The organism is Avibacterium sp. 21-594 (genome assembly GCF_026226815.1).
Taxonomy (GTDB): Bacteria; Pseudomonadota; Gammaproteobacteria; order Enterobacterales; family Pasteurellaceae; genus Avibacterium; species Avibacterium avium.
Window position 1 is genome coordinate 2,044,304 of record NZ_JAKKOC010000001.1, and the last position, 25,812, is coordinate 2,070,115.

Genomic DNA, 25,812 nt, shown 5'->3' on the forward strand with positions numbered 1-25,812 from the left:
TGAAAACCCGACTATTTTTTACCCACAAAGAAATAGCCTTTTCCACGCAATGTTTTGAACCAAGGGAGATCATCTTGTCGTTCAGGGAGTTTGCGGCGTAAGTTTGACATATGCATATCAATGGAACGATCAAAAGGCGTCAAAGATTTGCCTAATACGGTCAAACTTAAATGATCACGCGATAAAATCTGTCCCGGATTAGACATCAAACTTTGTAACAAAGCAAACTCTGTGCCTGTGAGTTCTAAATCCTTATCTTGATACATAGCTTGCTGACGTTTTGGATATAACACCAAGCCCTCAAACTCAAGGAATGGACTCTGCTCTTTTTTCCCATTTTCTTCATTGAGCGGATAATGAGATTCTGTACGGCGCAAAATGGCTTTAATACGCGCGACTAATTCTCGATCGTTAAAGGGCTTAGGTAAATAATCATCTGCACCTAATTCTAGCCCTAAAACGCGATCAATCTCATCACCGCGCGCTGTCAACATCATCACTGGTGTGGTATAGTTTTGACGAATTTTCTTTAACGTTTCAATGCCGTTTAGCACGGGCATCATTACGTCTAATAAAACTAATTGATAACTCGCATCGAGTTTCTCTAAACACGCCTTACCATTGACAGCGGTTTCTACTTCAAAGCCTTCGATGCGAAGAAGTTCAGCCAATAGTTCAAGCAATTCAACGTCATCATCAACTAATAATAGTTTCGCCATACCCAATCCTTACAAAAGAAAATGGTTAAACCAGATCAGATAATTATTTCCAGAACTGCCACCAGCGTTTTTCTACAGGTTCAGCATTAATAATGGCATTATTGACTTCTTTTTTACCTGAATCTGGCAATGGTTTATCTAAATCTGTATGGGTAACGATGCCGCGATTATCAAAATTCACCACAAAGGTATGTTGATCTGGGGTTTGATACGCTTTTTGAATTAAGAATACATAGTACCAAGTATCGTTACTAAACGGATCAACGAGTACAGGCGTGCCTAATAAATATTGCACTTGTTGCTTATTCATTCCCACTTTTACTTGATCCACCGTGGCAGCTTCAAGATAGTTACCCTGCGGAACATCAATACGATACACCACTTTGCTTACGGTTGAACAAGCCGTTACACTTAGCGCTAACATTGCTGCTGTAATAAGAGTTTTTAACTGCATATTGGTTACCTTTATATTCTCTAAAATCGGGGTGATGATACCTAAACTTAAGCAAATTGCCAAATTAATTCTTGTCTTTTAACCAACGTTGTAATTGATCGCGCAAATTTGGTGGTAAACCTTTAATCGTGAGCGTATCGCCCATTTCGTCCCAAATCACACGTTGGTTAATTAGCTCCGCATCAAAACTGATGGTTACCCCTTTGCCAGAACCAGAAAACTTGGTTAAGCCTTTCAACGCTGAACGCACCGGCGGAATATGCTCTTCCAAGCCATAATCTTGCGTTTGGGTAAAATCTGCAAAAGACTGCTCGTTTAGCGTGGGCAAGCTATCGGAAAGTTCCCGCAATTCAATTTCTTCCCCAGCACTCATTTGCCCTTTGCAATATTCAAACACTTGCTTTTTCACCGCTTGCGATTGCTCATTATTTAATTCGCCTTGTTCGCAATAATCGCTCACCGCTTGCAATAAGCATTGGTTTTGCACTTGCGGATTTAAGCCCTCTTCGGCTTGTAGAAAATCCATAAAAAAGTCGGCAATTTTACGCCCCACTTTTCCTTTAATAAAAGTAAGATAACGGTTGGAATTGGCGTCCACTTGCAAATCCGTCAGGTTAATGCGTGCGGCAATGTCAAATTGGGTGAGATCCAAATATTGCGTACGATGAATTTCTAAATTTTCGTCCACCAACATACTGGCTCGGCTATCAAGCAAGGCAATAAATAAATAATCGGTGGCTAAAAAATTATATTGGCACAGCACGAATGTTCCGCTATCAGCGAAGCTATATTTACCTAACTCTTGGGCGAGTTTTTGCGCTGATTGGTGGCTAAACGGCAGGAAATCTAATTCATTTTCAAGAAAACGGTTAAGATTTTGCGCAAACTCTGAAGCCTCCTCAAACACACCATAGGCTTTGGCTTTATTTTGATAACCTTGGTGTAAATGCAACATCATTTGTTCCACTTCAGGGCTAATGGGCAACAGCTCATTGCGCAGCTGCACATCAAGCTGAATGGCCTCTTCTTGCTGGTGTTTGACCAATTGGTGTAACACAATTTGCTTAACCGTAATACTCATTTTTTAATCCATATTTATAAAAACAAATTTGTGCGATATTATAACCGCACTTTAGGCGAAAATATGCTAGCATACGCAAAATTATTCTCAGCCTTCAAATTTAACAACAATATTCATTATGGCGAAACAATCAAAATTTCAAGATAAACAAGTCGATACCTTATTAAATGAACTCATTGCCGTGTTTGAAAAACATCAAACGCCGGTGGATTTATCTTTAGTGGTGTTGGGCAATATGGTTACCAATGTCCTCAAAAATAATATGGGGCAACAGCAACGTATCGCCCTTGCTCAGGCCTTTTCTGATGCGTTAATGAATTCCTTAAAAGAGAAACCATAATCAAATGTTTGGAATTAAAACAAGCAAACAATATCGTGAAAACACCTCGCGAAAAATCGCTTGGGGGCATTGGTTTGCTTTTTTTAATATCCTTTGGGCGATTGTCATTGGCGCACGTTACGCCTTTTTGATCGATTGGCCAGACACGCTGTTTGGCAAGCTCTATTTTTTCATCAGCCTACTCGGGCATTTTAGTTTTATTGTTTTTGCCCTGTATTTACTGATTATTTTTCCGCTCAGTTTTATCGTAAAAAACAACCGCACTTTCCGTGGGCTGAGTGTGATTCTCACCACCATTGGGGCAACCCTATTATTAGTGGATACAGAAGTTTTTGCGCGCTTTAATTTTCACCTTTCTTCACTCGTGTGGAATTTATTGGTAAATCCAGACAATGGTGAGCTTTCCCGCAACTGGCAACTGTTCTTTGTGCCAATGCCGATTATTCTGCTGATTCAAATGCTATTTTCTCGTTGGTCGTGGGAAAAATTGCGTAGCCTTGAACGACAAAAATGGCTCAAGGGCGTGGGCGTATTCTTTGTTTGCACCTTTATTGCCACCCACTTAATTTATGCTTGGGCAGATGCGTTTATCTATCGTCCGATCACGATGCAAAAATCTAATTTTCCGCTTTCTTACCCGATGACTGCACGCTCTTTCTTAGAAAAGCACGGTTTCTTAGATAAAAATCAATATAGTCAAACCTTAGAACAAGAGGGGCGACCTGAAGCCTTAAAGATCGATTATCCTAAATCGCCATTGCGCTTTGCCCCAGTTAATCCAAGCAATCTTCTGATCATTACCGTATCTGGACTGCGTTATGATGCCGTCAGTGCAGACAAAATGCCAAAACTCAGCGCTTTTGCCGAGCAAGCTACGCAGTATCTCAATCATTACAGCACGGGCAATAACAACAATACCGCCTTAACTGGCTTGTTCTACGGATTAACGGCGAACTACACCGATAGCCTATTAAGCAACAAAACGCCATCAGTACTCATTAACGCGCTCAAACAAGAGAAATCCGCTTATCAGCTGGGATTATTTGCCAGCGATGGATTTCACGCCAGCTTGTTAAGCCAGAATGTATTTAGTCAGCAAAAATTAGATCACAAAGTGCGCAGCAATCAAGCCAGCGTGCAACAGTGGCAAAATTGGTATGCGAAACGCCATAGCGAAAAGCCTTATTTCAGCTATTTAAGTTTGGCCATTCCAAAAGACTTGAATGAAACAGGCTATGCCCTTCAACTAAATGAATTGGACGGCTTGCTAGATAGCGTATTAAGCCAAGTGGATCGTCAAAACACGTTAATTTTGATCACCGCCGAAGAGGGCTATCACTTCAAGCCATTAAGTGAAAAACAACAAAGCAACTATTTTGCGCCAGAACAAATTCAGGTTCCGCTGATTATTGCGTGGCAAGGGCTAGCGCAAGGTCAAGTGGAAAAACTCACCAGCCACACAGACATTTTGCCTGCCTTAATGAAACATTTATTTGGCGTGCAAAATCCAGCTTCCGATTACGCGCAGGGCGTGGATTTATTTAACCCTGAATTACGCCGCACTTGGGTGCAAGCTGGCAATTATCGCTGGAATGTAATCATCACCACCAACGGCACGCAATACCATCTTGATCGGCGCGGAAATTACCAAAAATATGACCGCACTTATGAAAAAGCCTCCTCACGCACGCCACCGCTGGGCTTGTTCTTAGAAGTGTTTAATCAAGATAGTGCCTTTTTTGAAAAATAAAACGAATAGAATTCAGGCAACCAATAGTTAAAACCAATTATATTTTTACTATTGAACCGCTTATACTATCGCCCCAGCAAAGGCATTTCGCCTGTTTTATTATTCAAATTAATCTGGACAAGATAGAATGTTATTAAGTAAAAATCTGCGAATTTTTCATAACATTACACAACACACCAATCAAGACGCTCACCGCTTGAGTGCAAAGCTATTTTCTCTTAATAACAAGATCCCACTTTATTGGGATTTTTTCATATCTAGCCTATTGTCCGCCTCGCTTTCATTATTACGGAGAAAATTATGCGTAATCACGTTCGTAGCTTTAAAACCTATATCAGAGATGAAATTATCAAGAAAGGCGGTTGGGTAAACTCACACGCTCACGCTGACCGTGCGTTTACGATGACGCCGGAAAAAATCGGCATTTATCATACGAGCAACTTGCAACAAAAATGGGATTTAGTGGACGAAGTCAAACGCACTTCCACTGTAGATGACTATTACGCGCGATTTTGCCAAGCTATTGAATTAATGATCTCACAAGGGGTAACCGCCTTTGGCACTTTTGTGGATATTGATCCCATTTGTGAAGATCGCGCCATCATCGCCGCCCACAAAGCCCGCGATGTGTATAAACACGACATCACCCTTAAATTCGCCAATCAAACCCTGAAAGGCGTAATTGAGCCCACCGCGAAAAAATGGTTCGATATTGGCTCAGAAATGGTGGATATGATCGGCGGTCTTCCTTATCGTGATGAATTGGACTACGGACGCGGTTTAGACGCAATGGATATTTTGCTCGATAAAGCCAAATCCCTCGGCATTATGTGCCACGTTCACGTTGATCAATTCAACACACCAAAAGAAAAAGAAACAGAACAACTGTGCGATAAAACCATTGAACACGGAATGGAAGGACGCGTAGTGGCTATTCACGGCATTTCCATCGGCGCGCATTCCCGTGAATATCGTTACAAACTGTACGAAAAAATGCGCCAAGCGCAAATGATGATGATCGCCTGCCCAATGGCGTGGATCGACAGTAACCGTAAAGAAGATTTAATGCCGTTTCATAATGCCCTCACCCCCGTTGATGAAATGATCCCAGAAAACATTACCGTTGCCATTGGCACAGACAACATCTGCGATTATATGGTGCCACTATGTGAAGGGGATATGTGGCAAGAACTCAGCCTACTCGCTGCAGGCTGCCGCTTCCCAGATTTAGACGCAATGGTAAACATCGCCAGTATCAACGGACGAAAAGTGCTGGGCTTGGACGTTTAATAGTCCAATTCCACACGAAATAAAAAAGTGCGGTGAAAATTTACCGATTTTCTACCGCACTTTATGCCTTATCCGCACACTAAAATTGATAAAATTCTAGCATCACACCAAATTTTCTGCTCAAAAAATAAGAATATCCGTTATAATCATTCGCTTAACATAAAAAGAAAAGAGATAACAACGATGATACGCTTTGAAAACGTCAGCAAGGCTTATTTAGGTGGCAAGCCAGCCTTGCAGGGATTAAACTTTCATCTTCCTGCAGGAAGTATGACTTATGTACTCGGGCATTCTGGCGCGGGGAAAAGTACCCTATTGAAACTTATTATGGGTATGGAACGTGCCAATGGCGGGCAAATTTGGTTTAACGGGCACGATATTACACGCCTGTCTAAACACGAATTGCCCTTCTTACGCCGTCAAATTGGTATGGTGCATCAAGATTATCGCCTACTTGCCGATCGTTGTATTGTGGATAATGTGGCGTTGCCGCTTATCATTGCAGGGATTCACCCAAAAGAAGCGCAAAGCCGAGCCTTAGCGGCGTTAGATCGCGTTGGCTTGCGTGATCGTGCTAATCACTTACCAATCCATTTATCTGGCGGTGAACAACAACGTGTCGATATTGCCCGTGCCATTGTGCATAAACCACAATTATTGCTCGCTGATGAGCCAACAGGCAATTTAGATAACGCCCTTTCGCTGGATATTTTTAATTTATTTGAAGAGTTTAATCGTCTTGGAATGACCGTGTTAATTGCCACGCACGATATTAATATTGTTCAACAAAAACCAAAACCTTGTTTAATTTTAGAACAAGGCCATTTACGTTAGGGTTTGTTGATAATTCATTGTGCATTTGAGTTATCGTTTAAAATTAGCGCAATCGCAGCGCCGTTTAAAACTAAGAGTGGTTCTCTTAGTGAGAACGGTAACAAAGAGTGCGCTAATTTTAAACCTAACCCGAAGGGCTGAGGCTATTTTTCGTGATAGCAATGTTGAATGTGATTCGTTTAGCCTAACTAAACGTCCGCGCGTTTGCCTTGTTCTCACAAAAAATAGCCATCAGCTCAAATGTACAATGAATTATTAACAAACCCCAAGGAAAGCCCAATGAGTTCTCGTCCAATCAATGCTTCTTGGTGGGTACAAACCCATTATGTGCTAAGAGCCGTGCTGGCAGATCTAATTAAGAAAAAATATGCGACCTTATTAACTATTCTTGTTATTGCCGTTTCACTGACTGTGCCAACGGTGAGCTATTTATTGTGGAAAAATATTCATCAGGCCACCACGCAGTTTTATCCTGAAAGTGAACTGACGGTTTATTTGCATAAAAATCTTACGGAAGCCGATGCCAATTTAGTGGTGGAAAAAATTCGCCAACAAGCAGGAGTGGAAAGCCTGAATTATGTTTCTCGCCAAGAAAGCCTTAATGAGTTCAAAAATTGGTCTGGCTTCACTGAGGGCTTGGATATTTTAGATGATAATCCACTGCCTGCCGTGGTGATTATTAAACCAGCCAAAGACTATAACGAAAGTCAAAAACGCAATGAATTGCGGGAAAATCTTGCCAAAATTAAAGGCGTGCAAGAAGTGCGTTTAGACAATAATTTAATGGAAAAACTCACCGCACTTTCGTGGCTTATCGCCCATATCGCAGTGGTTTGCACCATTTTGATGACCATTTCTGTTTTCCTTGTGATTGGCAATAGTATTCGTTCTGATGTGTACAGTAATAAAGCCAATATTGAAGTAATGAAATTGCTTGGTGCAACGGATCAATTTATCCTACGCCCTTTCCTTTATACAGGCATAATTTATGCCGTGCTGGGCGGATTATTCGCCTGTATTTTCAGTGCCATTGTGATTGGTTATTTCACCAGTGCGGTGAAATATGTAACAGACATTTTCGCCGTAAACTTTGAGCTACACGGCATAATGATTGGTGAGTTGCTCTTTTTGCTCGCAATGTGCGCGCTGGTGGGCTACACCGCAGCTTGGTTATCGGCGAAAAAATACAGCTAATCTTTACACTTGCTTTGCGCTTTCTTTTAATCCCCTTTGCTCTATGACAAAGGGGATTTTTCTTTTCCTTTCTAGTTTCTTTCCGATTTTTTCAATGAACGGTCAGTGAAATTAAAAATTCTTTGTTGAAAGATCAATTATTCGCAACTTTTTTTAGAAAAACGCTTGCTTTTGTTTACGCTATCTTGTACGTTTTTTTGCACGGTTTAACGTAATTAATTTCCCGTGAATTAAAGCTGAATGGTTATTTCTTTTACCCCTTTTTCTGTGCATAATTCACTCAGATTTTATTTTCAACACAACATTACTTATAAGGAAAATTTTATGCAAAACGTTGGTTTTATCGGTTGGCGTGGCATGGTGGGTTCCGTACTAATGGATCGTATGCAGCAAGAAAATGATTTCGCGAATATCAACCCTATTTTTTTTACTACTTCACAAGCCGGTCAAAAAGCCCCTGTTTTCGCGGGTAAAGAGGCCGGTGTGTTAAAAGATGCGTTTGACATCGCGGAATTACAAAAATTAGACATTATCGTTACCTGTCAAGGTGGTGATTACACCAACGAAGTGTATCCAAAATTAAAAGCAACAGGCTGGAACGGCTATTGGATTGACGCTGCTTCTGCATTGCGTATGGACAAAGATGCAATCATCGTGCTTGATCCAGTAAACCAAAACGTGATCAGCGAAGGGCTAAAAAATGGCGTGAAAACCTTTGTTGGCGGAAACTGTACAGTAAGTTTAATGTTAATGGCGCTAGGCGGTTTATTTGAGCGTGATTTAGTGGAATGGGTATCCGTTGCCACTTACCAAGCCGCGTCTGGTGCGGGTGCGAAAAATATGCGTGAATTATTGGTGCAAATGGGTGAGTTAGAAGATTCTGTTAAAGCAGAATTAGCCGATCCCGCTTCATCAATTTTAGACATTGAACGCAAAGTAACAGCCAAAATGCGTGATTCGTCATTCCCGATTGATAACTTCGGCGCACCGCTTGCAGGCAGCTTAATTCCTTGGATCGACAAATTATTGCCAGAAACAGGACAAACTAAAGAAGAATGGAAAGGCTATGCAGAAACCAACAAAATTTTAGGTTTAAGCGACAATCCAATTCCAGTGGACGGTTTATGCGTGCGTATCGGCGCATTACGCTGCCACAGCCAAGCCTTTACCATTAAGCTGAAAAAAGATTTACCATTAGACGAAATCGAGCAAATTTTGGCTTCTCACAACGAATGGGTGAAAGTGATTCCAAACGACAAAGAAACCACCTTGCGTGAATTAACGCCTGCTAAAGTAACAGGTACATTAAGCGTACCAGTAGGACGTTTACGCAAATTGGCAATGGGGCCTGAATATCTTGCTGCTTTCACTGTTGGTGACCAATTATTATGGGGCGCCGCAGAACCTGTTCGCCGTATTTTAAAACAGTTAGTGGCTTAATTTTTAACTAACAAAACTCATAGAGAAGCACCGCACGGCTGAAAATAAAGTGCGGTGCTTTTTTTGTGATTTTGTAAATTTTTATCGCTAGAATATCCTCTTTTTTATTCCAGTGAAGGCATCTACTACTCACCATTGAATAACAAATAACATTTAATACAATGAAAAAACACCGCACTTTATTTCCTAAGTGCGGTGTTTTTTTATGGTTATCCTAATGCCACTCTCGCATTTCTGAATAATCGCATCCACGCGCCGTCTTCTGTCCAGTCTTCTGGATACCACGAGTTAGAAACTGCACGGTAAACACGCTCTGGGTGTGGCATCATAATGGCAACCCGTCCATTGCGGTTAGTGAGTGCGGTAATGCCGTCCACTGAGCCATTTGGGTTGGCTGGGTATTGAGTGGTTGGCTTGAGATCATTATCAATATATTGCGCGATAATCAAATTTTGCTCACGCAACATTGTAAGTTGTTGATCGTTTTTGAACTCAACACATCCTTCTCCATGCGAAACCGCGATTGGCATATGAGAACCTGCCATTCCGTTAAACCATAAAGACGCTGTATCATTAATACGAACCATTGCAGCACGCGCTTCAAAACGCTCTGATTGGTTACGCACAAAACGTGGCCAGGCTTCTGTTCCCGGGATAATTTCAGCCAAATTCGCCAACATTTGGCAGCCATTACATACCCCTAAAGCAAGGGTGTTTTCACGCTCAAAGAAGGTGGCAAATTGATCACGAAGTGCGGTGTTAAATAGGATAGATTTTGCCCAGCCGCCACCAGCACCTAACACATCACCATAAGAGAAACCGCCACAAGCAACAAGGGCTTGGAAGTCTTTTAAGTGATGACGTTGCTGTTGTAAATCGCTCATATGCACGTCAATAGCATCAAAACCTGCGCGGTCAAAGGCGGCTGCCATTTCATAATGGCTGTTCACCCCTTGCTCACGCAAAATGGCAATGCGTGGACGCACACCTTTAGCAATATAAGGGGCGGCAATGTCTTCATTCACATCATAAGTTAAAGACACGGAGAAGCCTTTGTCATTTGGATTTTTCTTCGCAGTAAATTCTTGATCGGCACATTCTGGATTATCACGCAATGCCTGCATTTTGTGGGTCAATTCCGCCCAAATGCCACGCAATTCAGAACGAGTTTCTTTTAATAACACTTTTGTGCCACGGGTGATTTCAAATTGGTCGTCTTGGCTTACTGTGCCGAGTTCTTTCAACAGCGGTAGCACGCCATTTTGTTCAAAAATGTGGCGAACTGCGTTGAGATCGCTTTCTTTCACTTGGATCACTGCACCTAATTCTTCATTAAACAGCACGGCTAGATCATTATCGCCCAACGCACTAATATCCACAGAAACACCACAATGCCCTGCAAAGGCCATTTCAGCAAGGGTGATGATCAAGCCGCCGTCTGAACGGTCGTGGTAAGCCAGCAATTTTTGTTCATTCACAAGTTGTTGCATTGCATTGAAGAAGCCTTTCAGGCTTTCCACATTCACCACATCTGCAGGTTTATCACCTAATTGTTTATAAACCTGCGCCAATGCCGTTGCACCTAAGCGATTTTTGCCCTCACCTAAATCAATTAATAATAAACGGCTGCTGCCTTTATCTGTGCGTAATTGTGGCGTAACGGTTTTGCGCACATCTTCCACGCGCGCAAAGGCACTGATAACTAAGGAAAGCGGTGCGGTAACGGATTTTTGTTCGCCATTTTCCTGCCAAGTGGTTTTCATTGACATTGAATCTTTCCCCACTGGAATGGTCAAGCCTAATTGCGGGCAAAGTTCTTCCCCCACAGCTTTCACAGCTTCATAAAACCCAGCATCTTCACCCGTATGCCCTGCGGCAGACATCCAGTTAGCAGAAAGTTTAATGCGTTTAATATCACCAATATCTGTTGCGGCAATATTGGTTAGGCTTTCTGCCACGGCTAAACGTGCAGAAGCAGCGAAATCTAACAATGCCACAGGCGCGCGTTCGCCCATTGCCATCGCTTCACCGTGGTAACTATCTAAGGCGGTGGTGGTTACTGCACAGTCAGCCACTGGCACTTGCCACGGGCCAACCATTTGATCGCGTACCACCATACCCGTTACGGAGCGATCCCCAATAGTAATTAGGAAAGTTTTCTCTGCTACCACAGGTAAGCGTAATACACGGTGTAGCGCTTCTTTTAATTCAATTGTTGATTGATCAAGTGGTGGATTATGCACGTGTTTAGAGGCAACATCGCGCGTCATTTTTGGTGTTTTACCAAGCAATACATTCATTGGTAAATCAATCGGATCATTATGGAAATGATCATCGTGCAAGGTGAGATGTTCTTGTTCTGTGGCTTCACCAATCACGGCAAATGGTGCGCGTTCACGCTGACAGAGTTGTTCAAATAAGGCCAATTTATCTGGTGCAACAGCCAGCACATAGCGTTCTTGCGATTCGTTACACCAAATTTCTAACGGCGACATTCCTTTTTCATCACATAAAATATCACGCAATTCAAAGCGTCCGCCACGCCCACCATCATGAACTAACTCTGGCATTGCGTTAGATAAACCACCTGCGCCCACATCGTGGATAAACAGAATTGGGTTATCCTCGCCCATTTGCCAACAGCGGTCGATCACTTCTTGGCAACGGCGTTCCATTTCAGGGTTATCACGCTGTACAGAAGCAAAATCCAAATCTTCTTTCGATTTTCCTGATGCCATTGAAGAAGCCGCGCCGCCGCCTAAGCCGATATTCATTGCAGGGCCACCAAGCACGATCAATTTCGCGCCCACAGGGATTTCACCTTTTTGCACGTGTTCTGCACGGATATTCCCGATACCGCCTGCGAGCATAATTGGCTTGTGATAGCCGCGCACTTCTTCGCCGTTAAAGCTGTTTACTTTTTCTTCATAAGTACGGAAATAACCCAGCAAAGCAGGACGACCAAATTCATTGTTAAATGCCGCACCACCTAATGGGGCTTCAAGCATAATGTCGAGTGCGGAGGCAATGCGATTAGGTTTTGATAGCGGAGCTTCCCAAGGTTGTTCAAAGTCAGGAATGATAAGGTTCGACACCGAAAAGCCCACCAAACCCGCTTTCGGTTTTGCTCCCCGCCCTGTTGCCCCTTCATCACGGATTTCCCCGCCTGAACCTGTGGCAGCCCCCGGGAAAGGTGAAATGGCGGTTGGGTGGTTGTGCGTTTCCACTTTCATTAAAATGTGAGCGTCTTCTTGATGATAGCGATATTGTCCATCTTGATCAGGGAAAAAACGTCCAACTTTCGAGCCTTCCATTACCGCCGCGTTATCTTTATAAGCAGAAAGCACATAATCAGGGGTTTTCTCAAAGGTATTTTTGATCATTTTGAACAGGGATTTTTCTTGTTTTTCGCCGTCAATGATCCAATCTGCATTAAAAATTTTGTGGCGACAATGCTCTGAATTGGCTTGTGCGAACATATAAAGTTCCACATCCGTTGGATTGCGTCCAAGTGCGGTGAAATTTTCCACTAAATAATCAATTTCATCTTCTGCCAATGCCAAGCCAAGTTCCACATTTGCTTGCTCCAACGCGCTACGTCCACCAGCTAAAATATCCACTCGGGTAAATGCTTTTGGCGGCTGTTGTTGGAATAGCACTTCCGCTTCTTGTGGTGTGCGGATCACCGTTTCCATCATTCGGTCATAAATATGGCTAATGAGTTGAGCCTGTTCTTGCTCATTTAACGCACGTTCTAACTCAAAATAAAACGCCACCCCACGCTCTAAACGCACCACTTTATTTAAACCGCAGTTGTGTGCAATATCAGTAGCTTTTGATGACCAAGAAGAAATAGTACCAACGCGTGGGATCACGATAAAACATTCCCCTTGCGGTTCGTGTTGCGCCAAGGTTGGGCCATAATGCAATAACTGGGTTAATTCTTGCTCTTCAAGCGCATTCAGCGCTTCGCTGAGTTCTGCAAAATGCACATATTCTGCATAACAAGATTTCACTGGAAGCTGGGCTTGCTGAAAGCGTTGAGCGAGTTGATTTAAACGGAAAGGCGAAAGGGCTGGAGAGCCACGAAAAATCTGCAACATAGACTTTACCATTAGTTAGATGAATAAAAAACTCGCCTATTATAAAAGAATTTCGCACAAAACGAAAACGTTTGCGTAAAAGATTGGGTAACAAGAATAGGGAAAATTTCCACAAAAAAACACCGCACTTAAAAAGCGCGGTGTCATTTTATTCATTTATTCAGAAGATAGCTGGAAGATCAGCCCATACCGTATTTTTTTAATTTTTTGCGTAATGTGCCACGGTTAATGCCAAGCATTGTTGCTGCACGAGTTTGATTACCGCGAGTGTATTGCATAATCATATCGAGCATAGGGTGTTCAACTTCCGATAAAACTAATTCATAAAGATCGTCCACATCTTGACCATCTAATTGAGCTAAATAATTTCTGATCGCTTGTTTCACAGAATCACGAAGTGGTTTGTTTGTTACTTGAGATTGTGAATTTAATACTGAAACAGTCAGAGCTTCAGCTGGATTACGTTGTTGTTCTAACATTGTTGTCTTTATCCAATAAAATCAAATTAAAAAATTCTTCCAATGCCGTTATTTGCGCTTTCGCATTGGTAATGGCATTAAAAGTCTGTCTAAAACTGGAATTAGGTTGAATTCCCTGTAAATACCAAGCAACGTGCTTGCGTGCAATGCGATACCCTTTTTCTTCGCCATAAAATTGATGAAGTTCTTGAATATGTCGCAAAATAACACCGCACTTTTCTTTTAAACTTGGTGTTAAAGTTGTTGAGCCGTTTTCCACTAGCCCTGCCACAGATTGAAAAATCCACGGCTGGCCTAGCGCACCACGCCCAATCATTATTGCATCAGCACCGGTGTAATCAAGCACCGCTTGGGCTTTTTGTGCCGATGTAATATCGCCATTGGCAATCACTGGAATAGAAACCCGTTGTTTCACCGCTTTAATGTTGTCGTACTCGGCTTCGCCCTCAAATAAACATTCACGAGTTCGCCCGTGAATGGTAAGCGCTTGTACACCTGCTTGTTCGGCAATTTTCGCGATTTCCACGCAGTTTCGATTTTGTCGATCCCAGCCTGTTCTAATTTTTAGTGTTACAGGCACGTCCACAGCACGTACCACTGCTTCAAGAATTTGTTGCACTAAATCGGGATATTGCAAAAGGGCAGAACCTGCCAATTTACGATTTACCTTCTTTGCAGGGCAGCCCATATTGATGTCAATAATTTCTGCCCCATAGCCCACATTCACTTGCGCAGCTTGTGCCATTTCCTGCGGATCAGATCCAGCAATTTGCACAGCGTTAATGCCTACATCTTGATGATAAGCAAGACGTTGTTTCGATTTTTCTGTATGCCATACGCGCGGATTGCTTGCCATCATTTCTGAAAAGGTCAATCCTGCCCCATAGTTCGCACAAAGGCGTCTAAAAGGTTGGTCGGTAATCCCTGCCATTGGCGCAAGCAAAATACGGTTTTTTAATTGATAATCACCAATTCGCACTGCGCTACCCCTAACAAGTTACTACCTTTAACACACAATCTATCGCCAGCCCCAACGGGCAAGGCGTGCTATAATACGCACTTTTCACCCATTTGAAAAGCATATTTTTTGAACAAAATCTATTTTTTTCGCTTTCTTTGACTTTTATTCAAAATAATCCATTTTCCAGATAAAAAAATGCCCCGCGCTCTTGACAAGTGCGGGGCAAAATTTGCAGATTTTTTGATAAAACCTTGGCTTATGCCGATAAATAGGTCGCCAATAATTTCTCATCAAAAAGTAGCTGATTTGGCAGTGCCTGTATTTCGCTATTGTCTAACCTACAGTAACCTGTCCTGATACCTGCATTTGTTTATCTTTGTAGCTGGCTTTTTCTTGTAAGCTTTCGATTGTCAGATTTTCACTGTTAAGCTCTACGCGTTTCCCTTTCAGTTGGCTACCAATCAACGCCGCATCGCCCCCTGCCGTTAAGGTAGTGAGACTATGTTTATCGCCAATATAACTGCTTGCATAATTGTTTATAAAAGAAAATGGGGCTGTAGTAGATTAGCCCTAAATTTCACACCATTTTCGCAATATTTTTAACTGCTCTTTTGGTGTCCCAAAGTTAAACCGAAATTCACATTCCTTCAAGAATAAAGGAAAGTTTTTTCGGTTAATTCCATTATATTTTCGCAGTATCCGCTTCGCCTGATTCCAAAAATTTTCAATGCCATTAATATGATTTTGTTTCACCGCAAATAGCTCGGAATGATTGATTCGTTCGTGGTGAAATTCACTCACATCAAGCGCATCATCACTGCGATAAGTGTCCGTATAAACCCAGCTATCAGGCTTGATTTTTCTTTTAATAACAGGGAGTAATGTTTCACCCTTGGTGTTTTCAACCACAACAGTAAATACCTTTCCTTGTCGTTTTAGTAACCCAAAAACAGCAACTTTTCCAGCCGCTCCTCGTCCTCGTTTTCCCTTTCGATGACCACCAAAATAGCTTTCGTCTAGTTCAATTTCCCCCTCAAAAATCTCGTTAACTTCAAGGGATAAATGATAGCCAATCACAAGCCTGATTTTATGGTAGAACAAAGCGGCTGTATTCGGTTGAATATCTAGCAAATTTGCTGCTGTTCTTGCAGTAACTTCTGCAACAAAAAACTCAAGCAGTTTTTTCTGTATGGATTTCTTTAATTTACAATATGTTATCTTCATTTTTGTAGTATAGCATTGTTGCTAATCTACTACAGCCCCAAGAAAATTATCAATTTCTATATTTCATATTTTCTATACAAGTTTTAGTATTATCTCCATCTTGGGCTAAGCACCATCTTAAAGGTGGTCTAAACCGATAGCCAGCATCATATAAGCATTGATCAACTAAAGCATCTTTTCTTCTATAAAGCTTCATAAACTCATCATCTTCTCTTTTATCAGAAGTTGAATTATAAAATTTATTTTCCAAATAAAAATAACGACTACTCATTTTTGATCTTGAAAAATCATCACAATATTTAAAGTGTTTATATGGTGCTTTTTCCCCATCTTTAACCCAATAATTAAGTGAGTCTGGTGAACCATTAGCCAAATAGCATCCTGATAACAACAAGAGAGAAAATAATAATATAGACATTCTCATTATTTTTTCTCCTCTTGATTATTTAAAATGATACCATTACTAAAATTAATATGTTTTGTTTTTGGTCCAATTTGTCCCCATATAGTATTTTGATATTTTTTAAATTGATCTACTTTCTCTTGTTTTACTTTACCATCTTTATCTGTATCCGAATAGGCTAATCTTATTTTAAAGCTTATTTTGCCACACCTGTAATACGACACCACTCTTCGCGGATTGCCACGGGATCAAGGGAAAATTGCTCTTGATAGGCTTCGCAGACAGATTGTGCTTGGCTTTCTAAAATGCCTGATAACCCGAGTTTACCTTGTGTTTTTACGAGCTGGCTGATGGTTGGTGCGAGCTCTTTTAATGGCCCTGCTAAGATATTGGCCACCACCACATCGGCTTGCAGATCTTGCGGTGCGTCTTTGGCTAAAAAGAGTTGTAGACGGTCGCTCACGCCATTTTGTTCTGCGTTGTTGCGGCTGGCTAAAATGGCTTGCGGATCAATATCAATGCCGATGGCATTTTTTGCCCCTAATTTCAACGCAGCGATCGCTAAAATTCCCGAGCCACAACCAAAATCGATGATTGTTTTGCCATTCAGGTCTAGGCTATCGAGCCATTCTAAACAGAGTGCGGTGGTTGGGTGCGTGCCAGTTCCAAAAGCCAAGCCGGGATCGAGCATCACGTTCACGGCATTTTCATCAGGCACTTCACGCCAGCTTGGGCAAATCCATAAGCGTTTGCCAAACTGCATTGGGTGGAAATTATCCATCCATTCACGTTCCCAATCTTTATCTTCAATTTGTTCAATTTTATAAGCGGTTTCTTCGCTTAAATGCCCCGCACTTTTCAGCAAGCTGACAATCTGTTGCATATCGGTTTCAGCATCAAATAAGGCGATAACATCGGTATTGCCCCACAGACGGGTTTCCCCAGGGAGCGGTTCAAAAATCGGGGTGTCTTGGCTATCCATAAAGGTTACCGAAACCGAACCGATTTCTTCTAAATAATCACTAATCGTTTCCGCTTGTTGATTAGTACTATTAATGCGGATTTGAACCCAAGCCATAATTTTTCCTTCTTAATTTATTTTGTTGCGTTTTCGCCAAACTTGTTGCCGATCAAAAAGGCAATTAAGCCAAACAATAAAGACGGCACAATGGCGTGAAAATCAAACAGTTTAATACTTGCGGCCGTTAAGCCTACATAACAGCCCAAGCCCACCACCATTGAGCAAATTGCGCCAACAGCATTGGCTTTTTGCCAATATAGCCCCAGCACGATTACCCATAAAAAGGCGGCTTCCAAGCCCCCAAAGGCGAAAAGGTTGAGCCAGATGATCATTTGAGGTGGATTTAACGCAGCCAAGATCAAAAGTGTGGTCAAAATTAGCGTGATTATTGAAGAAATCCAGCTAATTTTTTTCTGATTTTGTGCCATTTCTGGCTTGGTACTGAGATATAAATCCTTCACAAAAATTGATGATGATTGAATCAGTTGCGCGTCAATGGTGGACATAATGGCAGACATTGGCGCAGCAAGGAAAATCCCTGCCACAATCGGCGGTAGCACTTGCAACATTAAGGTTGGGATCACCTGATCTGGCACCTCTAAGGTAGGCAGAATAGCACGCCCTAGCGCTCCCGAAAGGTGCATTCCTAGCATCACTAAAGCCAGCACCACCGTGCCGATTAACATTCCGTTATGCAAGGCTTTGCTGTCTTTGAACGCCATACAACGCACCGCAGTGTGTGGCAAGCCTACCACGCCAAAGCAGACTAAAATCCAGAAAGAGGCCATAAACTGAAAGCCGAGCATATCATTTGGCCCATAAGGGCTGGTTAAGTGCGGGTCAATTTCGTTAAGTTTTTGCACCGCACTTTCTACTCCGCCTGCAGCATAAATGGTCGCGCCGAGCAAAATGATCGTGCCAAGAATCATCACCGTTCCTTGAATGGTATCGGTTAGCACTACGGCGCGAAATCCGCCAATAAAGGTGTAAAGCCCCACGGTAACAGCAAAAATCAGTAGCGCATTGGTATAGCTAATGCCAATGGTGGTTTCTAACAAGCGCGCACCACCGATAAATTGCACGGTCATTGCGGCAAAAAAGGCGATGAGCAAGGCGATACAAGAAATCCAAACCAAATATTTATTTTTATAACGATAAAGCAATAAGTCATTGATCGTTAAGGCTTTACTTTCACGCGAGAGCAAGGCGAACTTTTTCCCGAGCGCGCCTAATGCCAGCCATACCGCAGGCACTTGAATCATTGCAAGCAACACCCAGCCTAAGCCAAATTTATACGCCGCACCCGGGCCGCCCACAAAAGAGCTGGCACTGGCATAGGTGGACGCGGTGGTCATCGCGAGTACAAAGCCGGTCATTGAGCGATTACCCACATAATATTCTGTTAAAAAATCCCCTTTGGAACGTTTTGTATAAGCATAAATCGCCGCGCCAAACACAAAGGCAAGGTAAATCACTAGGGGGAAAATAATGCCAAGATTCATTGTTCTTATATCCTTATTTAACGTCCTTATTTTCTTGCTCAATATTTTCTAAATCAATCTCTTGATAGACGATTTTTACCACCCAATAAGCCACTACAATAAATAGCACGGGCAAATAAATACAGGCTAGTTCAAACCAAAGCGGAAAGCCCAAAGGCCCTTGCTGCCCTTTTGGCAAATAAGCACATAAACACCAGCCCAGCACATAAAGCAAAGTCAAGCCAAATGCCCAACGCGCTTCTTTTGTCGCTTGCTGATAACGAGAATGTTGTTTCATAGTGTGAGTTGCACTCCTGTATTTTTCACCTTTATTGCTAGCAAAATCGAGGGCGAACCTCGTTGTTCGCCCACGTCTAATCTTAGCAAAATATATCGACAAAAATCACCTTAAATATGTTGAAAATTGTCGGTTAATCGTTATTGCTTTTGAGCAAGAAAAGAGATTGCTAGGAATATTTCTCGCCAAAATAATTTCACAATTTTGCACCGCTCTTTTATACAAAATAAAGAAAAAATGCCGCAATAAAAAAGGCGTTATCTAAAACGCCTTTCGATCAAATAATGCAATTAATCGTGCATTCCTAATTTCTTCTCCAAATAGTGGATATTTGTGCCACCGTTTTGAAAATTTTCATCGGATAGGATCAATTCGTGCAGTGGAATATTGGTTTTAATTCCGCTGATAATGGTTTCTGCCAAGGCATTTTGCATACGGCGAATGGCCACTTCACGGGTATCCCCATAGGTGATTAATTTTGCAATCATTGAATCATAATGCGGTGGCACGCTGTATCCTGTATAAATATGCGAATCCCAACGCACGCCTAGGCCACCCGGTGCGTGTAAATGATCGATTTTACCTGGTGAAGGTAAGAAGCTCTTCGGATCTTCCGCATTGATACGACATTCAATGGCATGGCCGTGCACTTTAATGTCTTCTTGTTTGATAGAAAGCGGTAGACCTGAAGCGATTAATAATTGCTCTTTCACCAAATCCACGCCGGTAATCATCTCAGTTACAGGGTGTTCTACCTGAATACGAGTATTCATTTCGATGAAGTAAAACTCACCGTTTTCATATAAGAATTCAAATGTCCCTGCACCACGGTAGCCAATTTCCACACAGGCTTTAGCACAGCGTGAACCAATATCACGGCGCATTTCTTCAGTAATACCTGGTGCTGGCGCTTCTTCCACCACTTTTTGATGACGGCGCTGCATTGAACAATCACGCTCTGCTAAATAAACCGCATTGCCGTGCGTATCTGCTAACACTTGGATTTCAATATGGCGTGGATTTTCTAAATATTTTTCCATATATACCATATCGTTGTTGAACGCGGCTTTTGCTTCGGCTTTAGTCATTGCAATAGATTCTTCCAAAGAATGTTCATCACGCACCACACGCATACCACGACCGCCACCGCCACCAGAGGCTTTGATGATCACAGGATACCCAATGCGTTTAGCGATTTCTTTGTTTTTCTTCATATCGCTGCCAACAGGGCCATCAGAACCCGGTACACAAGGCACGCCGGCTTTTTTCATTGCGTTAATGGCAGACACTTTATCCCCCATTAAACGGATTACGTCCGCAGTAGGGCCAATAAAGGTGAAGCCTGAGCGTTCCACTTGCTCGGCAAAATCAGCATTTTCAGACAAAAAGCCATAACCGGGGTGAATTGCGTCTGCGCCTGTAACTTCTGCTGCAGCAATAATCGCAGGGATATTCAAATAACTTTTGGTTGAAGGCGCAGGGCCAATACAAACGGTTTGATCTGCCAATAAAACGTGTTTGAGATCGCGATCAGCGGTGGAATGTACCGCCACAGTTTTAATGCCTAGCTCTTTACAAGCACGCAAAATGCGTAACGCAATTTCTCCACGATTGGCAATAACAACTTTTTCTAGCATAAGAATTATCTCTTAGAATTGTAAGGCGAAGCCACGCTCCGCCTAGATAGAAATGAATTATTCGATAACGATTAACGGCTCGTCAAACTCAACCGGTTCGCCGTCATTAATTAAGATCGCTTTTACCACACCTGCTTTGTCAGCTTCAATGCGGTTCATCATTTTCATTGCTTCAACAATACAAAGGGCATCGCCCACTTTCACAGTTTGTCCCACTTCAACAAATGGTTTGGCATCTGGGCTTGGGCTGCGGTAGAACGTTCCCACCATTGGTGAACGCACTTGATGACCTGATACTTCCGTAACCGCTGGCACTTCTGCTACTGGGGTAGGCTGTGTAACTGCTGGGGTTGCAGGCTGTGCAACAGGGGCAACACTTGGTACGGTATATTGCACCGCAGTGGCTGAAGGTGAACCACGATTAATGCGAACAGATTCCTCGCCTTCAGAAATTTCAAGCTCCATAATGCCTGATTCTTCAACTAATTCGATGAGTTTTTTAATTTTACGAATATCCATAGTTTTTTCCTAAAATGTGAATATTTTTCACCGCACTTTATGGACAACACAAAATGAGTAACACAAAGTGCGGTGGTTTTTAAACTTAAATTTCCGTGGCAAAGATTACCTGAAAACGATCCTTTTTGCGACAAAATTCTGTCAATTTCGCGAAATTTTCGGCAAATTATGCCTTATTTGCTAAATATTGTCGCGCATAATGGAAAGCAAATTCATAGCCTTGCGCACCTAATCCGCAAATCACGCCTTCTGCCACATCACTAAAATAAGAATGATGACGGAACGGCTCGCGTTTATGCACATTAGACAAATGCACTTCCACAAAAGGAATAGCGACAGCAAGCAAGGCATCACGCAGCGCAACACTGGTGTGCGTATAAGCCGCGGGATTAATAATAATAAAATCCACCTGTTGGAAACTTTGATGAATTTTATCGATCAATTTTTCTTCGCTGTTCGCTTGAAAGCAGGTTAATTCAATTTGATGTGCGGCTGCAAGATCCTGCATTCGTTGCTCAATGGCGGGCAAAGAAAGACTGCCATAATGCTTTGGCTCACGTTTGCCTAGCATATTCAAATTCGGGCCATTAAGTAACAAAATTCGTGCAGATGCTGACATAATTAATCCTTTTCCCTTTAACTTGTTGCATTATAATGATTTTTCTAAAAATTGCCGTTGCCTTATGGCTGGTCGAACCAATGCGAATTTTAATCCATATTTACTTTGACGATATTTTCGCTGTTCAGTTCCAATAATGGTAACGTTGAGCCTTGCCACGGGCGAACAATCTGATATTGCATAAGATCTAGCGTATCCAAGCCCGGCGTGGTATCTGGCGTGTAACGCTGTGCAATGCGAGCCAACTGAGTTAAAGCAAAACTGCTTTCTAATGAAGAACTGATCACTGCCATTAAACCTTGCTGATGTGCTTGTTTGATAAGTTCAACGCAACGCTCAAGGCTGCCGACCAAAGTAGGCTTGATGATGATCGCCGCTAAGTGCGGTTCTTTTTTCACTTGAAAATTTGGCTCGCGTACACTTTCGTCCCACGCAATGGCAATGCCCGTTTCTTGGGCGAACTGGCGGCTTTCTTCTTGCGTTTTGCAAGGTTCTTCCAAAAATTGAATACGCCCACGATGTTCAGGCTTAATATATTTGGCAAACAGCTGCGCTTTCGCAGGCGTCCAAGCTCGGTTCGCATCTAAACGTAATTTAAGATCAGGAATGGCTTCCAAAAACATATCAGCAATTAAGCCATCGCGATTGGCTTCGTATAAGCCTACTTTGATTTTCGCTACTTTTTCCCCTTCGAGCTGATCTAGCTCTGCATAAAGCTCATCAGGATCGCCATAGCAAAGAGGCGCAGTGCGGTAATTCCCTTGCTCTGGCAATTCGCCTTTCATTTCTGCCAAGGCACAACTTAGCCCAAACGCCACCGAAGGATACAACCCGTCCAAGGACAATTTTCGATTTTGGCTGCGTGCCACGTCCCAATCTTTTAGCCACTGCTTAGCTTGGGCTTCTGCCTGTTCAAGGGTTTCTTGGCTAAATTCAGGCAGTGGAGCAATTTCCCCCCAACCCTCGTGTTCGCCACAACGAATTTGCACCAACAACCCCTCACGCAATTTCAAAAAGCGATTACGCAGCACCACTTGGGAATCCATCGGGATTTGATAACGATAAAGTTGATAAGAACGCATATTTTCTCCTTTTTATTCCTTAACTTTGTGCGCTGACTTCGCAATCCAAAAACAAATTAAACAAATGATCCCTAGCATTACAGACAAGAACGTCCCCGTAAGCAAGGTCGCAAGCAAACTGTGCAAAAAGAGCGATATATTTCTGCCAAATAAAACTTCCAATAAACTCAATGCAAAAAAGCCACAGAAGAACTCGATAGAAAAATGCAACAAAATCGAAATTTGAAAACATCCCCGAATAATGCCACTTTGTCGCAACGCATTACGCCATAAATGTTTATGCATTGCCCACAATTTGTAATCAATAAAGCTATAAAAGGCAATGAAGAAGCCAATGCCCACGATCATTCCTAATATAGAAAGAACATTACTGGACACCATTAGTCCAAAGGCAAAACATAACGCCGCATTAAATAACACCACCGCCGTCCAAAATAGAATGATTTTTTTGAGAGAGATTTCTTGCATTATTTTTTCACCTGTTTTTGATAAAGCACTTGCCCCACTTGCTGAATATGTTTGAGCAACTCTGGGTGGGTAAGTTGTGAATAAATGGATAAATCTACCAAATAAGGAATATCTGAATCTTGTAATTCGCCAAATAAACGATTCAAGGTTTCTGGGCTAATTTGTTCGCCCACCAAGGTTAAATCAATATCAGAACCTGCGCGATGCGTGCCTTTTGCTCTTGAGCCATAAATAATCACTTGCTCAATTTCAGGATAAGCTTGAAATAATGCCGTCAAACGAGATAGTGTTCGCTCGGTTAAGCCAAATTTTCCTGACATAGCGCTACCATTTTTCCTTCAAATTGACCAAAGAGCGGATAATAAGTGCGGTAAATTTTTTCAATAATTTGATTAACCGTGCTTTCGTTATAGCTATGCACCGATAAAATGCGATCGTCCACCATATCCAACCACGCTTGCCCATCATCAATTAACCCAATATTAAAGGCTTTACGAATGGTATCGCGACTGCCTTGAATATCACTTACGCCTTGATAATTGAGATAATCTTTCATCACTCGCCAAGCTAGCTCGTAATTATATTCAAAGCACTGCACTAAACCTTGCTGTTCAAACTTGTTTAGCTTAGGTTGTTGGACAAATTCTGTAAGCTGAGTAAAGGCGCGTTGATAATTCTGTAACCGTTGTTGCCAGCGAATTTCCTGTTTCATTTAATTTCCTTGCCTACTACGGCTAATTAAAGAAAAACAAAGTGCGGTGAAAATTTTGAGATTTTTCACCGCACTTGATGATTATGGATTGCGTTTAAATTTGCTGAAATCTGGCGCACGCTTTTCATTGAAGGCATTTCGCCCTTCTTGCCCTTCTTCTGTCATATAGAACAGCATTGTAGCGTTGCCTGCTAGCTCTTGTAAGCCAGCCTGTCCATCACAATCTGCGTTTAATGCGGCTTTTAAGCAACGTAACGCAATTGGGCTGTTACGCAACATTTCACGACACCAGCGCACGGTTTCTTTTTCTAACTCTGCATAAGGCACAACCGTGTTCACTAAGCCCATATCCAAGGCTTCTTGCGCATTATATTGACGGCATAAGAACCAAATTTCACGCGCTTTTTTCTGCCCTACAATGCGAGCCATATAACTTGCGCCCCAGCCGCCATCGAACGATCCCACTTTCGGGCCTGTTTGACCGAAAATGGCATTTTCCGCCGCAATCGTCAGATCGCAAAGCATATGTAAAACGTGGCCACCACCGATAGCATAGCCTGCCACCATTGCCACCACAGGTTTCGGACAGCTACGAATATCACGCTGAAAATCCAACACATTTAGGTGATGTACGCCCGCGTCATCTTTATAACCACCGTAATCACCACGCACTTTTTGATCGCCACCTGAGCAGAACGCTTTTTCCCCTTGCCCGGTTAGCACGATCACCCCCACATTTTCATCAAAACGTGCATCTGAAAACGCGTGGATCATTTCTTTCACGGTCTGCGGACGGAAAGCGTTACGCACTTCTGGGCGGTTAATGGTGATTTTGGCAATGCCATCGGTGGATTTGTGATAAAGAATATCCGTATAGCCTTCGCTATGATCAACCCACTCAACAGGGGCATAAAGCACATCATCTTTTGGATTTTGCATAATTAATTCCTTCGCTAAATAAATGTGGCTGGCATTATAGCTTAATCTGAGAATGACTAAAAGATCGGGGAAGTTTGTACAAAAAAGCTGGGAATAACCCAGCTTTAGTAAAATGAAATGAATAATTAAAGAATATCCAACAATTCCACTTCAAACACTAATGTGCTAAATGGTGGAATTGCTGCACCTGCGCCGCGCTCGCCGTAGGCAAGGTTATGTGGAATGGTGAGTTTCCATTTTGAGCCAACTGGCATCATTGAAAGAGCTTCAACCCACCCCGGGATTACGCCGCTTACAGGGAATTCAGCAGGTTGGCCACGTTGTACGGAGCTGTCGAATACCGTGCCGTCTGGCAATGTTCCTGTGTAGTGGACGCGTACTTGATCTTGTTTGCTTGGGATTTTGCCGTTGCCTTCCACTAACACTTCATATTGTAAGCCTGAGTCTGTTACTTTCACGCCCTCTTTTTTCGCATTTTCTGCAAGATAGGCTTTGCCTTCTTCTTCAATTTTTTTGAATTGTGCTTGCGCTGCTTCTGCGGCTTGTTGTTGCAGTTGTTGTAAGGCTTGGCTCACTTCGTTTAAGTCAATTGCTGGCGCATTTTGATTTAACGCATCAAAGATCCCTTTAGCCACGGCATCTGCTTTTACTGCTAATTTGCTATCAACTAATTGCTGACCGATTTGTAAACCGATACCGTAACTGCCTTTGGCAGAAACATCATCTAAAGCGACTTGGTTAAAAAATTGTTCTGACATTGTTTT

At 42.4% G+C, this 25,812-nt stretch carries 27 protein-coding genes; 6 read left to right on the plus strand and 21 right to left on the minus strand.

Annotated elements, in window-relative coordinates; genetic code table 11:
* Positions 1 to 11: 11 nt before the first annotated feature.
* The 3 genes from L5B76_RS09880 to yejK form a co-directional block, all read right to left on the minus strand.
* On the minus strand, positions 12 to 719 hold the full coding sequence (locus tag L5B76_RS09880) for a response regulator (protein ID WP_265755279.1): 708 nt from the start codon (positions 717 to 719) through the stop codon (positions 12 to 14).
* Positions 720 to 762: 43 nt separating this feature from the next.
* The gene (gene bamE, locus L5B76_RS09885; RefSeq protein ID WP_115248643.1) at positions 763 to 1,173 is read right to left on the minus strand and encodes an outer membrane protein assembly factor BamE; all 411 of its coding nucleotides are present in this window, start codon (positions 1,171 to 1,173) and stop codon (positions 763 to 765) included.
* Positions 1,174 to 1,237: 64 nt separating this feature from the next.
* Positions 1,238 to 2,254, minus strand: coding sequence for a nucleoid-associated protein YejK (gene yejK / locus L5B76_RS09890; protein ID WP_115248644.1), 1,017 nt, complete (start codon positions 2,252 to 2,254; stop codon positions 1,238 to 1,240).
* 118 nt (positions 2,255 to 2,372) lie between these two features.
* Between yejK and L5B76_RS09895 the strand changes: the two genes are divergently transcribed.
* From L5B76_RS09895 to asd, 6 genes are all read left to right on the plus strand, one after another.
* Entirely contained in the window at positions 2,373 to 2,594 is a 222-nt protein-coding gene (locus tag L5B76_RS09895) for a YejL family protein (RefSeq protein ID WP_265755280.1), read from the plus strand.
* 4 nt (positions 2,595 to 2,598) lie between these two features.
* Positions 2,599 to 4,344 carry a DUF3413 domain-containing protein gene (locus tag L5B76_RS09900; RefSeq protein WP_265755281.1) on the plus strand — a complete coding sequence of 582 codons (1,746 nt, stop codon included), beginning with the start codon at positions 2,599 to 2,601 and terminating at the stop codon, positions 4,342 to 4,344.
* 300 nt (positions 4,345 to 4,644) lie between these two features.
* Complete coding sequence (locus L5B76_RS09905; RefSeq protein ID WP_265755282.1) at positions 4,645 to 5,634, plus strand: amidohydrolase family protein; 990 nt, start codon at positions 4,645 to 4,647, stop codon at positions 5,632 to 5,634.
* Positions 5,635 to 5,817: 183 nt separating this feature from the next.
* Positions 5,818 to 6,468 (plus strand): cell division ATP-binding protein FtsE, encoded by a 651-nt coding sequence (gene ftsE, locus L5B76_RS09910; protein WP_265755283.1) that lies wholly within the window; start codon positions 5,818 to 5,820, stop codon positions 6,466 to 6,468.
* Between the two features lie 279 nt (positions 6,469 to 6,747).
* Positions 6,748 to 7,662 (plus strand): permease-like cell division protein FtsX, encoded by a 915-nt coding sequence (gene ftsX, locus L5B76_RS09915; RefSeq protein ID WP_103854426.1) that lies wholly within the window; start codon positions 6,748 to 6,750, stop codon positions 7,660 to 7,662.
* Positions 7,663 to 7,986: 324 nt separating this feature from the next.
* The gene (gene asd, locus L5B76_RS09920) at positions 7,987 to 9,102 is read left to right on the plus strand and encodes an aspartate-semialdehyde dehydrogenase (RefSeq protein ID WP_265755284.1); all 1,116 of its coding nucleotides are present in this window, start codon (positions 7,987 to 7,989) and stop codon (positions 9,100 to 9,102) included.
* Positions 9,103 to 9,311: 209 nt separating this feature from the next.
* Here the strand turns inward: asd and purL are convergent, their stop codons facing one another.
* The 18 genes from purL to L5B76_RS10005 all read right to left on the minus strand — a co-directional run bounded on the left by purL (position 9,312) and on the right by L5B76_RS10005 (position 25,806).
* The gene (gene purL, locus L5B76_RS09925; protein WP_265755285.1) at positions 9,312 to 13,205 is read right to left on the minus strand and encodes a phosphoribosylformylglycinamidine synthase; all 3,894 of its coding nucleotides are present in this window, start codon (positions 13,203 to 13,205) and stop codon (positions 9,312 to 9,314) included.
* Positions 13,206 to 13,384: 179 nt separating this feature from the next.
* A complete protein-coding gene (gene fis / locus L5B76_RS09930) occupies positions 13,385 to 13,684 on the minus strand; it encodes a DNA-binding transcriptional regulator Fis (protein ID WP_103855173.1) in 300 nt (99 codons plus the stop codon).
* A complete protein-coding gene (dusB, locus tag L5B76_RS09935; protein WP_264244438.1) occupies positions 13,665 to 14,663 on the minus strand; it encodes a tRNA dihydrouridine synthase DusB in 999 nt (332 codons plus the stop codon). Before dusB ends, fis begins: the two co-directional genes overlap by 20 nt.
* Positions 14,664 to 14,978: 315 nt before the next feature.
* On the minus strand, positions 14,979 to 15,185 hold the full coding sequence (locus L5B76_RS11645) for a hemagglutinin repeat-containing protein (RefSeq protein WP_442780795.1): 207 nt from the start codon (positions 15,183 to 15,185) through the stop codon (positions 14,979 to 14,981).
* Positions 15,186 to 15,215: 30 nt separating this feature from the next.
* A complete protein-coding gene (locus L5B76_RS09940) occupies positions 15,216 to 15,869 on the minus strand; it encodes an IS1595 family transposase (RefSeq protein WP_265755286.1) in 654 nt (217 codons plus the stop codon).
* A gap of 49 nt (positions 15,870 to 15,918) precedes the next feature.
* The gene (locus tag L5B76_RS09945; RefSeq protein ID WP_265755288.1) at positions 15,919 to 16,287 is read right to left on the minus strand and encodes a hypothetical protein; all 369 of its coding nucleotides are present in this window, start codon (positions 16,285 to 16,287) and stop codon (positions 15,919 to 15,921) included.
* A 181-nt stretch (positions 16,288 to 16,468) separates the two neighbouring features.
* The gene (prmA, locus tag L5B76_RS09950; protein WP_265755289.1) at positions 16,469 to 17,350 is read right to left on the minus strand and encodes a 50S ribosomal protein L11 methyltransferase; all 882 of its coding nucleotides are present in this window, start codon (positions 17,348 to 17,350) and stop codon (positions 16,469 to 16,471) included.
* 17 nt (positions 17,351 to 17,367) lie between these two features.
* Positions 17,368 to 18,795 (minus strand): sodium/pantothenate symporter, encoded by a 1,428-nt coding sequence (gene panF / locus L5B76_RS09955; RefSeq protein ID WP_265755290.1) that lies wholly within the window; start codon positions 18,793 to 18,795, stop codon positions 17,368 to 17,370.
* Positions 18,796 to 18,808: 13 nt separating this feature from the next.
* The gene (locus tag L5B76_RS09960; RefSeq protein WP_265755292.1) at positions 18,809 to 19,072 is read right to left on the minus strand and encodes a YhdT family protein; all 264 of its coding nucleotides are present in this window, start codon (positions 19,070 to 19,072) and stop codon (positions 18,809 to 18,811) included.
* Positions 19,073 to 19,362: 290 nt separating this feature from the next.
* The gene (gene accC, locus L5B76_RS09965) at positions 19,363 to 20,709 is read right to left on the minus strand and encodes an acetyl-CoA carboxylase biotin carboxylase subunit (RefSeq protein ID WP_265755293.1); all 1,347 of its coding nucleotides are present in this window, start codon (positions 20,707 to 20,709) and stop codon (positions 19,363 to 19,365) included.
* Positions 20,710 to 20,766: 57 nt separating this feature from the next.
* Positions 20,767 to 21,228, minus strand: coding sequence for an acetyl-CoA carboxylase biotin carboxyl carrier protein (gene accB / locus L5B76_RS09970; protein ID WP_115248653.1), 462 nt, complete (start codon positions 21,226 to 21,228; stop codon positions 20,767 to 20,769).
* A 166-nt stretch (positions 21,229 to 21,394) separates the two neighbouring features.
* Entirely contained in the window at positions 21,395 to 21,847 is a 453-nt protein-coding gene (aroQ, locus tag L5B76_RS09975) for a type II 3-dehydroquinate dehydratase (RefSeq protein ID WP_103853692.1), read from the minus strand.
* An 89-nt stretch (positions 21,848 to 21,936) separates the two neighbouring features.
* Positions 21,937 to 22,929 carry an o-succinylbenzoate synthase gene (gene menC / locus L5B76_RS09980; RefSeq protein ID WP_265755295.1) on the minus strand — a complete coding sequence of 331 codons (993 nt, stop codon included), beginning with the start codon at positions 22,927 to 22,929 and terminating at the stop codon, positions 21,937 to 21,939.
* 12 nt (positions 22,930 to 22,941) lie between these two features.
* Entirely contained in the window at positions 22,942 to 23,397 is a 456-nt protein-coding gene (locus tag L5B76_RS09985; protein WP_115248656.1) for a hypothetical protein, read from the minus strand.
* Positions 23,397 to 23,717, minus strand: coding sequence for a nucleotidyltransferase domain-containing protein (locus L5B76_RS09990; RefSeq protein WP_265755296.1), 321 nt, complete (start codon positions 23,715 to 23,717; stop codon positions 23,397 to 23,399). Before L5B76_RS09990 ends, L5B76_RS09985 begins: the two co-directional genes overlap by 1 nt.
* Positions 23,696 to 24,109 carry a nucleotidyltransferase substrate binding protein gene (locus L5B76_RS09995; RefSeq protein ID WP_265755297.1) on the minus strand — a complete coding sequence of 138 codons (414 nt, stop codon included), beginning with the start codon at positions 24,107 to 24,109 and terminating at the stop codon, positions 23,696 to 23,698. The genes L5B76_RS09990 and L5B76_RS09995 overlap by 22 nt, the downstream gene beginning before the upstream one ends.
* A gap of 81 nt (positions 24,110 to 24,190) precedes the next feature.
* Positions 24,191 to 25,048, minus strand: a complete 858-nt coding sequence (gene menB, locus L5B76_RS10000) for a 1,4-dihydroxy-2-naphthoyl-CoA synthase (RefSeq protein ID WP_103853695.1) — start codon at positions 25,046 to 25,048, stop codon at positions 24,191 to 24,193.
* Positions 25,049 to 25,173: 125 nt separating this feature from the next.
* A complete protein-coding gene (locus L5B76_RS10005) occupies positions 25,174 to 25,806 on the minus strand; it encodes an FKBP-type peptidyl-prolyl cis-trans isomerase (RefSeq protein ID WP_265755298.1) in 633 nt (210 codons plus the stop codon).
* Positions 25,807 to 25,812 lie beyond the last annotated feature (6 nt).

Bases quoted from the DNA above. Each gene is read 5' to 3' on its own strand.
- L5B76_RS09880 (WP_265755279.1), bottom strand. From the start codon at position 719: ATGGCGAAACTATTATTAGTTGATGATGACGTTGAATTGCTTGAACTA.
- bamE (WP_115248643.1), bottom strand. From the start codon at position 1,173: ATGCAGTTAAAAACTCTTATTACAGCAGCAATGTTAGCGCTAAGTGTA.
- yejK (WP_115248644.1), bottom strand. From the start codon at position 2,254: ATGAGTATTACGGTTAAGCAAATTGTGTTACACCAATTGGTCAAACAC.
- L5B76_RS09895 (WP_265755280.1), top strand. From the start codon at position 2,373: ATGGCGAAACAATCAAAATTTCAAGATAAACAAGTCGATACCTTATTA.
- L5B76_RS09900 (WP_265755281.1), top strand. From the start codon at position 2,599: ATGTTTGGAATTAAAACAAGCAAACAATATCGTGAAAACACCTCGCGA.
- L5B76_RS09905 (WP_265755282.1), top strand. From the start codon at position 4,645: ATGCGTAATCACGTTCGTAGCTTTAAAACCTATATCAGAGATGAAATT.
- ftsE (WP_265755283.1), top strand. From the start codon at position 5,818: ATGATACGCTTTGAAAACGTCAGCAAGGCTTATTTAGGTGGCAAGCCA.
- ftsX (WP_103854426.1), top strand. From the start codon at position 6,748: ATGAGTTCTCGTCCAATCAATGCTTCTTGGTGGGTACAAACCCATTAT.
- asd (WP_265755284.1), top strand. From the start codon at position 7,987: ATGCAAAACGTTGGTTTTATCGGTTGGCGTGGCATGGTGGGTTCCGTA.
- purL (WP_265755285.1), bottom strand. From the start codon at position 13,205: ATGTTGCAGATTTTTCGTGGCTCTCCAGCCCTTTCGCCTTTCCGTTTA.
- fis (WP_103855173.1), bottom strand. From the start codon at position 13,684: ATGTTAGAACAACAACGTAATCCAGCTGAAGCTCTGACTGTTTCAGTA.
- L5B76_RS09940 (WP_265755286.1), bottom strand. From the start codon at position 15,869: ATGAAGATAACATATTGTAAATTAAAGAAATCCATACAGAAAAAACTG.
- L5B76_RS09945 (WP_265755288.1), bottom strand. From the start codon at position 16,287: ATGTCTATATTATTATTTTCTCTCTTGTTGTTATCAGGATGCTATTTG.
- prmA (WP_265755289.1), bottom strand. From the start codon at position 17,350: ATGGCTTGGGTTCAAATCCGCATTAATAGTACTAATCAACAAGCGGAA.
- panF (WP_265755290.1), bottom strand. From the start codon at position 18,795: ATGAATCTTGGCATTATTTTCCCCCTAGTGATTTACCTTGCCTTTGTG.
- L5B76_RS09960 (WP_265755292.1), bottom strand. From the start codon at position 19,072: ATGAAACAACATTCTCGTTATCAGCAAGCGACAAAAGAAGCGCGTTGG.
- accC (WP_265755293.1), bottom strand. From the start codon at position 20,709: ATGCTAGAAAAAGTTGTTATTGCCAATCGTGGAGAAATTGCGTTACGC.
- accB (WP_115248653.1), bottom strand. From the start codon at position 21,228: ATGGATATTCGTAAAATTAAAAAACTCATCGAATTAGTTGAAGAATCA.
- aroQ (WP_103853692.1), bottom strand. From the start codon at position 21,847: ATGTCAGCATCTGCACGAATTTTGTTACTTAATGGCCCGAATTTGAAT.
- menC (WP_265755295.1), bottom strand. From the start codon at position 22,929: ATGCGTTCTTATCAACTTTATCGTTATCAAATCCCGATGGATTCCCAA.
- L5B76_RS09985 (WP_115248656.1), bottom strand. From the start codon at position 23,397: ATGCAAGAAATCTCTCTCAAAAAAATCATTCTATTTTGGACGGCGGTG.
- L5B76_RS09990 (WP_265755296.1), bottom strand. From the start codon at position 23,717: ATGTCAGGAAAATTTGGCTTAACCGAGCGAACACTATCTCGTTTGACG.
- L5B76_RS09995 (WP_265755297.1), bottom strand. From the start codon at position 24,109: ATGAAACAGGAAATTCGCTGGCAACAACGGTTACAGAATTATCAACGC.
- menB (WP_103853695.1), bottom strand. From the start codon at position 25,048: ATGCAAAATCCAAAAGATGATGTGCTTTATGCCCCTGTTGAGTGGGTT.
- L5B76_RS10005 (WP_265755298.1), bottom strand. From the start codon at position 25,806: ATGTCAGAACAATTTTTTAACCAAGTCGCTTTAGATGATGTTTCTGCC.